We start from the raw sequence: 13,202 nt of genomic DNA, 5'->3' as shown, positions 1-13,202 counted from the left end.
CATCTACAATGCTAAATTGTTTCTCTCTTGCGGCAAATTCACGGCGGAGTCACGTTTACTTACATACTTCAGCGGAGTAATAAAAGTTCATCCTTAGAGCTCCCAAAATTGTTTAAGAACCACACAAATATCAATTGTCCCTTGTGCAGATTCGACGATGTCCAAGTTGTCGAAGAACGTAGACATGCACCTGTATTTTCAAATCGCCTTCCGGTGAACCATTCAAATGCAATAAGATTTCCATCAAGAAACTTACATGTTATCGGATGCAAGAGATGCGGATTTTTATGGAATAATGCCTTCACAGTGGAATCTATACATTTTGACGGCGAGTACGAACAAGATGGAACCTATTCGTCTTCTTACAGGTCGTACCTAGACGAGGTCGCCTCAAAAGCAATTAAAAGCATAAATTTTGTAGAAAAACTTAGAATTCTGGAAATCGGGTGCGGACAAGGACAATTCCTTTGCCATCTGATCAGAATGGACAAGGACAATCGAATCGAAACGATCGATGGATTCGATCCGGCGTATCGAGGATTGAAGGGAGCGTTTGGCAACAATATCAACATTCATGGTCAATATTTCAACAAGTCTTCCTCTAAAATTCTTTCGGTAAAACCAAACCTAATCATTCTCAGGCATGTACTTGGTTACGTGCAAGATCCCGTCGAATTCCTGACTTTGCTACGCGAAGTTATCGATGACAATGAAACCACATTGTTCATTGAATCGCCCGACGCTGCATGGGTTCTGAATAATAGAGCCATCCAAGATATATTCTACGAAACCTGTTCATTCTATACGCCATCGAGTCTTGCCATGGCATGCCGGTTGAGCGGCTTCGACATGGTGTCTTCGACCTCGGTCTTCGGAGACCAGTACTTTCTTGCAACGGCACGGCCATCCACGGTTTACAGGCCGCCGGAGCTTCCGAATCTGATCGCGTATCGCGAGCAATACATCGCCTATTGGCGTGGATTGGTTGCCGAGAGCCAGGGGCCGGTTGCAGTGTGGGGAGCGGCGGCGAAGGGTGTCGGCTTCACCCAATTGGTAGATCCCGGCAGCGACCTGATCGAAATGCTGGTCGATATCAATCCGGCCAAGCAGGGATGCTTCGTACCGATCACAGGCCATCGAATCGTTTCGGCCCAGGAAGCCGTGCAAGCTGGCGTCAGGACGATCATCGTCGCCAATCCGCTCTACCGCGACGAGGTCGATGTCATGTTTCGCGCACTCGGCGGCAGCGCCGAGGTCATCGGTCTCGAAGGCACACCGGCAGCGCCCCTGCCCCGAGGTGACGCGCAGCCTGCGTCCGCTGCATGACTGCGTCATTTGCCGAGAAAGCCCCTTTCATGAAACCAGTTCAGCGCGTCACCATCGGTGTTCCGATTTTCAACGGCGGAGAGTTGCTGCGTTCCTGCCTTGAAAATCTGCGCAGACAGACCTTCATCAATTTCAAGGTTGTGATCTTCGACAATCGTTCCACTGACAACACCCCGGCGATCTGCAAGGAATATGTCGACCTGGACGCTCGCTTCTCCTATCACCTCAATGAAGAAAATATCGGCGCGTGGCCCAACCTGGTCGCATTGGCGAAGGCATGCGACAGCGAATACTTCATATGGCGCGCCTATGACGATCACAGCGACGAGAATTACCTCGAAGAAATGGTAGAGCTCCTGGATTCGCACCCGGATGCGGAACTTGCCGTCGGACGCGTCGAGACCCTGCGAGAACATCGCTCCCGGAAAAAAATCGTCACCCCGGCGCTCGAAGGCCTGCCGACAGGACGCACGGCGAGCATTCGCCTGATGAAACGAGCGCATGCAAGCTGGCTATACAGCCTGTGGAGAACACGAACTCTCCAGGACCGTCTCGACAAGGTGATCCCCTGCTACCCGTTCGCCTGGGGCGGAGATTTCGTCGTTCTCTTCGAAACTCTCTACCGCACTCGCGTCGCCGGGTCGAACCGATCGACCTTCTACCAGCGGATCATCGAGCGTGATTACAAGGCAGCGCCCGAGCAGCTCACCATCAAGCTTGAAAACGTGGTGACCTACAGGAACGCCGCGCGGGACTTCCTCCAAAGCAAATCCGGGTTCCACGCCGCTGGCTGGATCAGCAAGGCCTTGCTTGCCTATCTCATTTCCTGGTTCGTCGAGCATCGGATCTATCCGGCGAGAAAGGTACGAAAGCTGAAAAGGCAAGTTTGCCCCTAGAGGTACTTTGTGATTTGCCGGCGGCGGTAAGAATCGCAAAGACGCGTTGGGCGGAGCGTGCCTGATCGCCCCCTTACAACTCCGTAAATTGACACGGCAGCGCGGCTATCCCTTACTGCGGTCGCGTTACGGATTCGAGCCGAATACGACGGATGCTGGCCCCTCGGGCCATCGCTCAAATCCGTCGTGGCGTGCGGATGTCCCGCCCGCATATTGCATCTGCCCCCGTTATGAAACCGCGTCCCTGCGCCCTATGACACTCGCCGATATCACGCAAACCGTCATCGCCTTTGTCCGCGCGCATGAAGGCTGGGGCATCCTCGTTGTGCTGCTGCTGGCCTTCGGGGAATCGCTCGCCTTCGTCTCGCTGCTGGTTCCGGCGACGGTCATCCTACTCGGAATCGGTTTTCTCATCGGGGAAGGCGGCATGTCGCTTTGGCCCTTCTGGGCTGCGGCGGCGCTGGGGGCCTTTCTGGGCGATTGGCTGTCCTATTGGATAGGTCTCAAGCTTGAAAATCGCGCTGCCCATTACTGGCCGCTCTCGCGCTATCCGGACCTGCTGCCGCGCGGCCATCGCTTCTTTGAGAAGTGGGGTACGCTCGGCGTCTTCTTCGGTCGTTTTCTCGGGCCTCTGCGGGCCTCAGTACCGCTGGTTGCCGGCATCTGCCAGATGCCGGCACTCCTGTTTCAGCTCGTGAACGCCTCCTCGGCCGTGATCTGGGCCTTCGGCGTGCTGGCGCCCGGTGCCCTGGGGCTGAACTGGCTGCAATCGCTGTTCTGATAGGGGTTTGGATGGGGCAGCATCTTCGAATCCCGATCCGGAAAGACACTACACCATCAGCCGAACCGGTGCCTCCAACTCGCCCTTTACCGTCTTGATAAAGGCGGCGGCATCGAAGCCATCGACGATGCGGTGATCGAAGGATGAGGAGAGGTTCATCAGCTTGGCGACGGCGATCTGACCGTTCTTCACCACCGGCCGTTCGACAATCTTGTTGACGCCGACGATGGCGACCTCGGGCGGATTGATGATCGGCGTCGCGGCGATGCCGCCGAGCGCCCCGAGGCTGGAGACCGTAATGGTCGAGCCCGTCAGTACCTCGCGGCTGGCCTTGCCGGTTCTGGCGAGCTCGCTGAGCTTGACGATCTCGGCAGCGAGCTGATGCAGCGTCAGCATTTCGGCATGGCGGATTACCGGCACCACCAGGCCGCGGGGCGTCTGCGTCGCCACGCCGATATGCACGGCGTTGTAACGATGGATGACAGCCGCCTCGGCATCGTAGCGGGCGTTGACGATGGGGTGCTGGGCGATGCCGCGCACCATCGCCTTGATCAGGAAGGGCAGCAGCGTCAGCTTCGGCCAGCCGACGGCGGCCGTATTGATCTCGGCGCGCGCCGCTTCGAGGGCGGTGACGTCGATCTCCTCGACATAGGTGAAATGCGGCACGCTGCGCTTGGCTTCCAGCATGCGCTCGGCAATCTGGCGTCGCAGGCCGATCACCTTGATATCTTCGATGCTGTCATCGCCGACCGTGGGGGGCGGTGGCACGGGCGCGCGTGCGGCCGGGGCTGAGGCCGGGGCCTGGGGTTGGCTGCGGGTCAGATGATCGTCGAGATCTGCATGCTCGATGCGCCCATCGGGACCGCTGCCGCGTATCTTGGCACCATCAAGCCCGAGAGCCGCCAACCGGGAGCGCACAGCCGGTGCCGCCAGGACTTTGCCCGAGACTGCCGGAGTGACCGCATGCGGCGTCGCGGCAGCAGGCGCAGCAGCCGGCACCGGGGCTGACGGGGTCTTGGCAGGTGCCTTGGCGGGTTTCGCCGGCGCCGGGGTGGAGGCGGCCACGGGCTCGACAGCAGGCGCCTCGGCCTCGCCACCGGTATCGATCACCACCAATTCGCTGCCGATCGAAGCCATCACGCCGACCTCGGCATGACGCGCCAGGATGCGGCCCGACACGGGCGAGGTGATCTCCACCGTCGCCTTGTCGGTCATCACATCGACCAGCGGGTCGTCCTCCTGGATCTCCTGCCCGATCTCCGCATGCCAGGCGACGATCTCGGCCTGGGCGATGCCTTCGCCGACATCCGGCAATTTGAACACGAAATTGCTCATGATCGTCTCCCCTCAGCCTGCCATCACTTTGCGCATGCCTTCCCCCACCCGTCTGGGGCCGGGGAAATACTGCCATTCGAAGGTATGCGGATAGGGCGTATCCCAACCCGTGACACGCTCGATCGGTGCTTCCAGATGGTGGAAACAGCGCTCCTGCACCAGCGCCGACAATTCGGCACCGAAGCCGCCGGTGCGCGTCGCTTCGTGCACGATCAGGCAGCGGCCCGTCTTCTTCACTGATTCCTCGATCGCCTCGATGTCGACGGGCAGAATCGTCCTCAGATCGAGGATCTCGGCATCGATACCGGTCTCCTGCGTCGCGGCTACGGCCACATGCACCATGGTGCCATAGGCCAGAATGGTCAGTTCCCTGCCCTCCCGCACGATTGCGGCCTTGCCGAGCGGCACCTTGTAATGCCCCGTCGGCACGTCGGCCCCGGCCTGATCGGTCCAGGGCTTCAGCGGGCGGTCGTGATGACCATCGAAGGGACCGTTGTAGAGTCGCTTCGGCTCGAGGAACAGCACGGGATCGTCGTCCTCGACCGCGCTGATCAGCAGGCCCTTGGCATCATAAGGGGTGGACGGGATCACCGTCTTGATGCCGCAGACATGGCTGAACAGGCCTTCCGGGCTCTGGCTGTGGGTCTGACCGCCGAAAATGCCGCCGCCATAGGGCGAGCGGATGGTGATCGGCGAGGTGAATTCTCCGCCCGAGCGATAGCGCAGGCGGGCCGCTTCCGAGACGATCTGGTCGAAGCCGGGATAGATGTAATCGGCGAACTGACACTCGACGATGGGCCTCAGCCCATAGGCGCCCATGCCGATGGCAATGGCGATCAAGCCACCTTCGGCGATCGGGGTATCGAAGACGCGTTGCGAGCTGTAGCGTTGCTGCAGGCCGTCAGTGCAGCGGAACACGCCGCCGAAAAAGCCGACATCCTCGCCGAAGATCAACACGTTGGGATCATTCTTGAGCAGGACATCCATGGCCGAGTTGAGGGCCTGCACCATGTTCATGGCGGGCATTATTTGCCCTCCTTCTTATTGGCGGCTTCGAATTGGTTGAGTTCGGCCAATTGGTCCTTGAGATGCCAGGGCATGTCCTTGAAGACGTCCTCGAACATGGTCTCATTGCCGTGATGCGGCCCGTCGCTGAGAATGCCGTGGCGCTGGGCCTCGACATTGGCCGCCTTGACCTCGGCCTGCAATTCCTTTGCCTGCGCCTGATGGCGCTCCTCGTTCCATTCGCCCAGGCCGATGAGATGGCGTTTCAGGCGCTCGACCGGGTCGCCGAAAGGCCAGTACTTCTCCTCGTCGCCCGGGCGATAGCGGCCGGGATCATCGCTGGTAGAGTGAGCCGCGACGCGATAGGTGAACAGCTCGATCAGGGTCGGGCCATGGTTGGAGCGGGCCCGCTCGGCGGCCCAGCGCGTCACCGCATAGACGGCGAGCAGATCGTTGCCGTCGACCCGGATGCCCGGCATGCCAAAGCCGATGGCGCGCGAGGCGAAGGTCGCCTCCTCCCCGCCGGCGACGCCCTGGCTTGATGAAATCGCCCATTGATTGTTGACGAGATTGATCAGCACTGGCGCGTGATAGACCGAGGCGAACACCATGCCGTGGTGGAAATCACCCTCGGCAGAGGAACCGTCGCCGATCCAGGCCGCGGCGATGCGGCGATCACGCTTGTAGGCCGACGCCATGGCCCAGCCGACGGCCTGCGGCACCTGGGTGGCGAGATTGCCAGAAATGGAGAAGAAACCGGCCTCCTTGGCGGAATAGAGCACCGGCAATTGCCGCCCCTTCAGCCTGTCTTGCCCGTTGGAATAGATTTGCGACATCATGTCGGTCAGCGGCCAGCCACGCGCCACCAGCAGGCCTTGCTGGCGGTAGGTCGGAAAGCACATGTCACCGGCTTCCAGCGCCAGCGCCTGGCCGACAGCGACCGCCTCCTCACCGGTGCATTTCATGTAGAAGGAGGTCTTGCCCTGGCGCTGTGCCTTGAACATCTGGTCGTCGAAATAGCGCGTCAGCATCATGGCGCGCAGGCCCTTGCGCAGGGTATCGGCATCGAGCTTGGGATCCCAGGGGCCGAGCGCCCTGCCCTCGTCGTCGAGCACCCGCACCAGACCGAAGGCAAGGTCGCGGGTTTCCGAGGCGACGGCGCCGACCGGCGGGCGCTGGGCCTCGCCCGCACCCGGCAGATTGAGATAGCTGAAATCGGGCGTATCGCCCGGCCGGAAGCGTGCGTCCGGAATGTGCAGGCTGAGCGTGGTCTTCTTGGTCATCGAACGGGCGCTCCCAGGAGGTCTTGTTGTGACCGTCGTGCTGTCCGGCTGGCGTGAGAATGCGTCTGGCCGTATCGTTTCGGGCGTGTCCTGCGATGTCAGCTCGTCTCGCGAAAGATCTCGCGGCCGATCAGCATGCGTCGGATTTCGGAGGTGCCGGCGCCGATTTCGTAAAGCTTGGCGTCACGCAGCAGGCGTCCGGCCGGAAAATCGTTGATGTAGCCGTTGCCGCCCAGGGCTTGAATGGCCTCAAGTGCGACCCTGGTGGCGTTCTCGGCCGAATAGAGGATGCAGCCGGCGGCGTCCTTGCGGGCAACCTCGCCGCGGTCGCAGGCAGCGGCCACCGCATAGGTATAGGCGCGCGAGGCATTGTAGAGGGTGTACATGTCGGCGAGCTTGCCCTGCATCAGCTGGAAGGTGCCGATGGCTTCGCCGAACTGCTTGCGCTCATGGACATAGGGCACGACGAGGTCGAGCGCCGCAGCCATCAACCCGATCGGCCCACCCGATAGCACCACCCGCTCGAAATCGAGGCCGGACATCAGGATGCGGACACCATCGCCGACCTTGCCGAGCAGATTGGCTGACGGCACGAAGCAATCCTCGAAAACCAACTCGCAGGTGCTGGAGCCGCGCATGCCGAGCTTGTCGAGCTTGGGCGAGGTCCGGAAACCGGCAAAGCCGCGCTCGACGATGAAGGTGGAGATGCCCTTCGGGCCGGCGGCCGGATCAGTCTTGGCATAGACGACCAGCACGTCGGCATCGGGACCGTTGGTGATCCACATCTTGGTGCCGTTGAGGACGAAACCACCGTCGCGAGCCTCGGCCTTGAGGCTCATCGATACCACGTCCGAGCCGGAGCCGGCCTCCGACATCGCCAGCGAGCCGACATGTTCGCCCGAGATCAGCTTGGGCAGATAACGTTGCTTCTGATCGGGATTGGCATGGCGGGTGAGCTGGTTGACACACAGATTGGAATGAGCGCCATAGGAAAGCCCCACCGCGCCAGAGGCCCGGCTGATTTCCTCCATGGCGACGCAATGGGCAAGGTAGCCCATGCCCGAGCCGCCGTACTCCGCTTCGGCAGTGACGCCGAGCAGGCCGAGAGCACCGAGTTCGGGCCACAGGTCGCGCGGAAAGGCATTGTCGCGATCGATGGCGGCGGCACGCGGCGCAACCTTCTCCGCCGCGAAACGCTGCACCATGCGGCGCAATTCCTCGATGTCTTCGCCGAGATTGAAGTTCAGGCCGCCGTCATACATGAGCCCTCTCCCTGATTATTTTACTTTAGCCGCCAGAGCCTGGCCCGTGCGCGAGCGCGGGGCTGAGCCGAGCGCCGCACAGACAGCCCTGCCCGCCGCCGCGACCTTGTCGAGATCGACCCCGGTTTCGACGCCAAGGCCGTCGAGCATGTAAACGAGATCCTCGGTGGCCAGGTTTCCACTCGCCCCCGGTGCATAGGGGCAGCCGCCAAGGCCGGCGACGGAGGAATCCACCACGGTGACGCCGAGATCGAGACAGGCCAGGACATTGGCGAGCGCCTGGCCGTAGGTGTCGTGGAAATGCACGGCGGTGCGCTGGATACCGATCTCGCTGGCCACCGCCGCCGTCATCGCGCGCGCCGCATCGGGCGTTCCCACGCCTATGGTGTCGCCGAGTGAGATTTCCTCGCACCCCATCGCGGCCAAGGCCGTCGCCACCGAGACCACGGCGGAGACAGCCACCTGCCCTTCATAGGGGCAGCCCAGGACACAGCTGACATAGCCACGCACCTTCAGGCCCTTGGCCCGGGCCTCAGCCACGATCGGGCGGTATTCGTCGAGGCTCTCTTCGATGCTGCGATTGATATTGCGACGGCTGAAGCTCTCGGAGGCCGCAGCAAAGACCGCGATATACTTCGCCTTGGCCGCAAGCGCGTCGGCAAAGCCACGAGCATTGGGCACCAGCACAGGCAGGTGGATCTGCCCTGCCAAAGAAGAGAGCCCGGCCAGCACGTCGGCGGTCTGAGCCATCTGCGGCAGATTTCTGGGCGAGACGAAGCTGCCGGCTTCCACCCTGCGCAGCCCGGCCGCGGCAAGATCGCGGATCAAGGCGATGCGGGTTTCGACCGGCAGCACCCTCGCCTCGTTCTGGAGGCCATCACGGGGGCCGACCTCGAAGATCTCGATGGTACTGGCCCGGCTCACGGCTCGACCTCCAGCACCACCAGCTCGGCGCCGGCGACGACCTGATCGCCCACGGCGACATCGACGACCTTGACGATACCGGCTCGAGGCGCCGAGACGGTGTGTTCCATCTTCATGGCCTCGATCACCACCAAAGGCTGCCCCTTCTCGACCGTCACTCCAGCCATGGCGCTCACCGAAAGAACGAGGCCTGGCATCGGCGACAGGATGCGGCCCGCGCCCTCGCTTTCCACGCCGCGCGGCTTGCGGGCGTCGCGCAACCCGAAAGCATAGGATCGGCCATCCACGAACAAGGTCAGCGTTTCGCCGAACAAGACGGCGCGGGCCTTCAGCACGGTCTCGCCGATCCGCAGCCGCACCGTTCCGTCGACATCGAGGCTACCCGCGACATTGACCCGCTGGTCCGCGAGATGCAGCTCATACCCCCCGGCCAACCAGGCGGCATCGACGCCGATCAGCGTGTCACCCCAGGCCAGCTCCAGCTTGCGCCGCGCCGAACCGGAGAGGCGCCAGCCGCCGGTCTCGCCCCAGGGCGAATGGGGATCGGCCGGATCGCCCGTCTTGGCCTGCCTCTCGGCGGCCTGCAGCGCCACGAAGGCAGCCGCCGCAATCACCTCATCCACCGGATACGGGGATGGTTCCAGCAACTCGGCCTGGTGGTGCTCGATGAAACGTGTGTCGACCCCGCCTGCGGCAAAGGCTGGGTGGCGGATGATGGCGGCGAGGAAATCCCGATTGGTATGGGGCCCGACCACCTCGACGGCATCGAGCCCGGCCCCGAGCCGGGCAATAGCTTCGGCGCGGTCGGTGCCAGCAGCAATCACCTTGGCGAGCAGGGAATCATAGTGCATCGAGATGGTGTCCCCACTGCGAAAGCCGCTGTCGACACGAAGGCCTGACAGGCCCTCGGGCAGCGCCAGATGCTCGATCCTGCCGATGCTCGGCAGGAAGCCGCCGGCCGGATCCTCGGCGCACAGGCGCGCTTCCAGGGCGTGGCCCGTGCAGGTGATCGCCTCCTGCGCCAGCGGGAGCGGCGCGCCGCCAGCCACCCGCAGTTGCCAGGACACCAGGTCGAGGCCGGTGACCGCCTCCGTCACCGGATGCTCGACCTGAAGCCTGGTATTCATCTCCATGAAATAGAAATGGTCGTCGGCGACCAGGAATTCGACCGTGCCGGCCCCGACATAGTCAACCGAACGGGCGCAGGTGACCGCCGCCTGGTGCAGGCCGTCGCGCAGGGCGGACGGCAGATCGGGCGCCGGCGCCTCCTCGATCACCTTCTGGTGGCGGCGCTGCACCGAGCAGTCGCGGTCGAACAGATGCACGGTATTGCCGTGGTGGTCGGCAAAGACCTGGACCTCGACATGGCGGGCGACCTGCAGATAACGCTCGATCACCATGCGGTCGTCGCCGAAGGAGGAACGCGCCTCGCGCTGGGCCGCCTGCAAGGCGGCCGCCAGGTCTTCGCTGCGGCTGACGATGTGCATGCCCTTGCCGCCGCCGCCGGCCGAAGGCTTGAGCAGCACCGGAAAACCGATGGCCTCCGCCGCACGCATCAGCGTGTCGAGGCTCTGGTCCTCGCCCTCATAGCCCGTCAACACCGGCACGCCGGCAGCGGCCATGCGGGAACGCGCCTGCGCCTTGTCGCCCATGGCGAGGATGGTCTCGGCCGACGGCCCCACGAAGGTGATGCCTTCAGCCGCGCAGGCCCGGGCGAACTCGGCATTCTCGGCCAGGAAGCCATAGCCGGGATGGATGGCGTCGGCGCCGCTTGCCTTGGCGGCGGCGATCAACTTGTCGATCGACAGATAGCTTTCTCGGGAGGGGGCGGGGCCGAGACGCAGCGCCCGGTCCGCCAGCGCCACGGCGAGGCTGTGGGCATCTGCGTCGGAATAGACGGCGACGGTGCGGATGCCCATGGCGCGGGCCGTGCGGATGATGCGCACGGCGATCTCGCCGCGATTGGCGATCAAGAGCACGCGAATGGGTCTGGGTCGATGGGCGGTCATGACATCCATCCAGGCTTGCGCTTGGCGAAGAAGGCGGCGAGGCCCTCACGCGCCTCGGGCGAAGAGCGGATCGTGGCAATGCGTCGGGCGCTTTCCTCGATGCGTTCGGCCGTGATGGGTCCGGCCATGTCATCAGCCAGTTTCTTGGCGGCGGCGACGGCCTCGGGGCCCCCCGCTAAGATATCCGAAAGACAGCGCTGCACCGTCTCGTCCAGCGTCTCGGGCGACGCTATTTCATGGATCAGGCCGTATCTCAGGGCATCCTCGGCCGAAAAGCGCTCAGCCGTGAGGAAGAGGCGGCGCGCGGCACGCTGGCCGATCGCCCTGACGACATAGGGGCTGATCGCCCCGGGGATGAGACCGAGGCGCACCTCGCTGAGGGAGAAACGCGCCTGCGGCACGGCAATGGCGATGTCGCAGCAAGCCACCAGGCCGACCGCCCCGCCAAAGGCCGCCCCCTGCACCCGCGCGAGCGTCGGCTTGGAGCAGGTATCGACCACCCGCAGCAGTTCGGCAAGCTGGCGCGCATCGGCCAGATTGTCTTCCGGCGAGGCATCGGCGGCGCGGCGCATCCAGGCAAGATCGGCCCCGGCCGAGAAGGCCTTGCCCTCGGCCTGCAGCAGTACGGCCCTGACCGTGCCGTCGGCGCCCACCTCGGCAAAGGTTCGGGTCAGTTCGGCGATGAGCGCTTCGTCGAAGGCATTCAACACCTCGGGACGATCCAGGGTGAGGACCGCGACCGGCCCATTCCGTTCGACCCTCAGACTCACATCCGGAACACGCCGAAGCGTGTCTCCCTGGCTGGAGCATTGCGCGCGGCCGACAGGGCCAGCGCCAGCACCATGCGGGTTTCGGCCGGATCGATGATGCCGTCGTCCCACAGCCGCGCCGTCGAGTAATAGGGGTTGCCCTGCTCCTCATACTGGGCCCGGATCGGCGCCTTGAAGGCTTCCTCGGCCTCGGTGTCGATTTTGGACTCATCGGTCCCGGCCGCATCCCGGCGCACTTGCGCCAGCACATTGGCGGCCTGTTCGCCTCCCATCACGGAGATGCGGGCATTGGGCCACATCCACAGGAAGCGCGGATCGTAGGCACGGCCGCACATGGCATAATTGCCGGCGCCGAAGCTGTTGCCGATCACAACGGTGAATTTCGGCACGTTTGCCGCCGCCACCGCCGCCACCAGCTTCGCGCCGTCCTTGGCGATGCCGCCCGCCTCATACTCCCGGCCGACCATGAAACCGGTGATGTTCTGCAGGAAGAGTAGGGGAATGCCGCGTTGGCAGGCGAGCTCGATGAAATGAGCCCCTTTAAGCGCCGATTCGGAGAAGAGGATGCCATTATTGGCAATGATGCCGACGGGATAGCCCCAGATCCGGGCAAAACCGGTGACCAGCGTAGTGCCGAATTCGGCCTTAAATTCGTCGAATTCCGAACCGTCGACCAGCCTGGCGATGACCTGACGCACATCATACGGCTTGCGGGGATCGGCTGAGACGATGCCGTAGATTTCCTTGGGATCGTAGAGCGGCGGCCTGGGCGCCGCGAGGTCGGCGTCGTCATGCTTAGGCCGGTTGAGATTGCCGACGATCTCCCGCGCAACACCAAGGGCATGGGCATCGTTCTCCGCAGCATAGTCTGCGACGCCCGAGGTGCGGGTGTGGGTGTCGGTGCCGCCCAGCACCTCCGCGCTGACCGTCTCACCAGTGGCTGCCTTCACCAGCGGCGGGCCGCCGAGGAAAATCGTGGCTTGGTTGCGCACCATCACGACCTGATCGGCCATGGCAGGCACATAGGCGCCGCCCGCCGTCGAACTGCCCATCACCACCGCGATCTGCGGAATGCCGGCGGCCGACAGGCGCGCCTGGTTGAAGAAGATGCGGCCGAAATGCTCCCGGTCGGGAAACACCTCGTCCTGCTTGGGCAGGAAGGCCCCGCCGGAATCGACCAAGTAGACGCAAGGCAGATGATTCTCGGCGGCAATGGCCTGCGCCCGCAGATGCTTCTTCACCGTCATCGGGAAATAGGTGCCGCCCTTCACCGTGGCATCGTTGGCGACGATCATGCATTCCTGGCCGGAGACCCGGCCGATGCCGGTGATCAGCCCGGCAGCCGGAACCTCATCGCGATAAAGGCCGAAGGCGGCAAGTTGGGAAAGCTCCAGGAACGGAGCTCCGGCATCGAGAAGCAGTTCAATGCGGTCGCGCGGCAGCAGCTTGCCGCGCTTGAGATGCTTTTCGCGCGCGGAGGCCGAACCGCCGCCACCAGCGCGCTGATTGCGTTCGCGCAATTCAGCGGCGAGCGCTGCCAGCGCATCGTGATTGCGCTGAAAAGCCTCCGACCGCCGATCGATGGCACTCCCTATGACCGGCATGCAGACC

Annotated in this window: 11 protein-coding genes; 3 read left to right on the top strand and 8 right to left on the bottom strand. The window is 63.2% G+C overall.

Annotation, left to right across the window (positions count from 1 at the left end):
- The first annotated feature begins 213 nt into the window (after positions 1 to 213).
- The 3 genes from ACN6KF_RS07070 to ACN6KF_RS07060 all read left to right on the top strand — a co-directional run bounded on the left by ACN6KF_RS07070 (position 214) and on the right by ACN6KF_RS07060 (position 3,003).
- Complete coding sequence (locus tag ACN6KF_RS07070) at positions 214 to 1,326, top strand: class I SAM-dependent methyltransferase (RefSeq protein ID WP_434959631.1); 1,113 nt, start codon at positions 214 to 216, stop codon at positions 1,324 to 1,326.
- A 29-nt stretch (positions 1,327 to 1,355) separates the two neighbouring features.
- Entirely contained in the window at positions 1,356 to 2,222 is an 867-nt protein-coding gene (locus ACN6KF_RS07065) for a glycosyltransferase family A protein (RefSeq protein WP_434956157.1), read from the top strand.
- A 253-nt stretch (positions 2,223 to 2,475) separates the two neighbouring features.
- Positions 2,476 to 3,003 (top strand): DedA family protein, encoded by a 528-nt coding sequence (locus ACN6KF_RS07060; protein ID WP_434956156.1) that lies wholly within the window; start codon positions 2,476 to 2,478, stop codon positions 3,001 to 3,003.
- 48 nt (positions 3,004 to 3,051) lie between these two features.
- Here the strand turns inward: ACN6KF_RS07060 and ACN6KF_RS07055 are convergent, their stop codons facing one another.
- From ACN6KF_RS07055 to ACN6KF_RS07020, 8 genes are all read right to left on the bottom strand, one after another.
- Entirely contained in the window at positions 3,052 to 4,338 is a 1,287-nt protein-coding gene (locus ACN6KF_RS07055; RefSeq protein WP_434956155.1) for a dihydrolipoamide acetyltransferase family protein, read from the bottom strand.
- A 12-nt stretch (positions 4,339 to 4,350) separates the two neighbouring features.
- Positions 4,351 to 5,364, bottom strand: coding sequence for an alpha-ketoacid dehydrogenase subunit beta (locus ACN6KF_RS07050; protein ID WP_434956154.1), 1,014 nt, complete (start codon positions 5,362 to 5,364; stop codon positions 4,351 to 4,353).
- The gene (locus ACN6KF_RS07045) at positions 5,364 to 6,626 is read right to left on the bottom strand and encodes a thiamine pyrophosphate-dependent enzyme (RefSeq protein WP_434956153.1); all 1,263 of its coding nucleotides are present in this window, start codon (positions 6,624 to 6,626) and stop codon (positions 5,364 to 5,366) included. Before ACN6KF_RS07045 ends, ACN6KF_RS07050 begins: the two co-directional genes overlap by 1 nt.
- Positions 6,627 to 6,724: 98 nt before the next feature.
- On the bottom strand, positions 6,725 to 7,888 hold the full coding sequence (locus tag ACN6KF_RS07040) for an isovaleryl-CoA dehydrogenase (protein WP_434956152.1): 1,164 nt from the start codon (positions 7,886 to 7,888) through the stop codon (positions 6,725 to 6,727).
- Between the two features lie 15 nt (positions 7,889 to 7,903).
- Positions 7,904 to 8,812, bottom strand: a complete 909-nt coding sequence (locus tag ACN6KF_RS07035) for a hydroxymethylglutaryl-CoA lyase (protein ID WP_434956151.1) — start codon at positions 8,810 to 8,812, stop codon at positions 7,904 to 7,906.
- Positions 8,809 to 10,821 carry an acetyl/propionyl/methylcrotonyl-CoA carboxylase subunit alpha gene (locus ACN6KF_RS07030; protein ID WP_434956150.1) on the bottom strand — a complete coding sequence of 671 codons (2,013 nt, stop codon included), beginning with the start codon at positions 10,819 to 10,821 and terminating at the stop codon, positions 8,809 to 8,811. The genes ACN6KF_RS07035 and ACN6KF_RS07030 overlap by 4 nt, the downstream gene beginning before the upstream one ends.
- Positions 10,818 to 11,591 (bottom strand): enoyl-CoA hydratase/isomerase family protein, encoded by a 774-nt coding sequence (locus ACN6KF_RS07025; RefSeq protein ID WP_434956149.1) that lies wholly within the window; start codon positions 11,589 to 11,591, stop codon positions 10,818 to 10,820. Before ACN6KF_RS07025 ends, ACN6KF_RS07030 begins: the two co-directional genes overlap by 4 nt.
- Entirely contained in the window at positions 11,588 to 13,195 is a 1,608-nt protein-coding gene (locus ACN6KF_RS07020; RefSeq protein ID WP_434956148.1) for a carboxyl transferase domain-containing protein, read from the bottom strand. Before ACN6KF_RS07020 ends, ACN6KF_RS07025 begins: the two co-directional genes overlap by 4 nt.
- Between the last annotated feature and the right edge of the window lie 7 nt (positions 13,196 to 13,202).

Source organism: Labrys methylaminiphilus subsp. lupini (genome assembly GCF_051161885.1).
Lineage (GTDB): Bacteria > Pseudomonadota > Alphaproteobacteria > Rhizobiales > Labraceae > Labrys.
Note: the sequence above shows the minus strand (reverse complement) of the source record. Positions and strands in the feature narration are given on the sequence as shown.

Bases quoted from the DNA above. Each gene is read 5' to 3' on its own strand.
- ACN6KF_RS07065 (WP_434956157.1), top strand. From the start codon at position 1,356: ATGAAACCAGTTCAGCGCGTCACCATCGGTGTTCCGATTTTCAACGGC.
- ACN6KF_RS07060 (WP_434956156.1), top strand. From the start codon at position 2,476: ATGACACTCGCCGATATCACGCAAACCGTCATCGCCTTTGTCCGCGCG.
- ACN6KF_RS07055 (WP_434956155.1), bottom strand. From the start codon at position 4,338: ATGAGCAATTTCGTGTTCAAATTGCCGGATGTCGGCGAAGGCATCGCC.
- ACN6KF_RS07050 (WP_434956154.1), bottom strand. From the start codon at position 5,364: ATGCCCGCCATGAACATGGTGCAGGCCCTCAACTCGGCCATGGATGTC.
- ACN6KF_RS07045 (WP_434956153.1), bottom strand. From the start codon at position 6,626: ATGACCAAGAAGACCACGCTCAGCCTGCACATTCCGGACGCACGCTTC.
- ACN6KF_RS07040 (WP_434956152.1), bottom strand. From the start codon at position 7,888: ATGTATGACGGCGGCCTGAACTTCAATCTCGGCGAAGACATCGAGGAA.
- ACN6KF_RS07030 (WP_434956150.1), bottom strand. From the start codon at position 10,821: ATGACCGCCCATCGACCCAGACCCATTCGCGTGCTCTTGATCGCCAAT.
- ACN6KF_RS07020 (WP_434956148.1), bottom strand. From the start codon at position 13,195: ATGCCGGTCATAGGGAGTGCCATCGATCGGCGGTCGGAGGCTTTTCAG.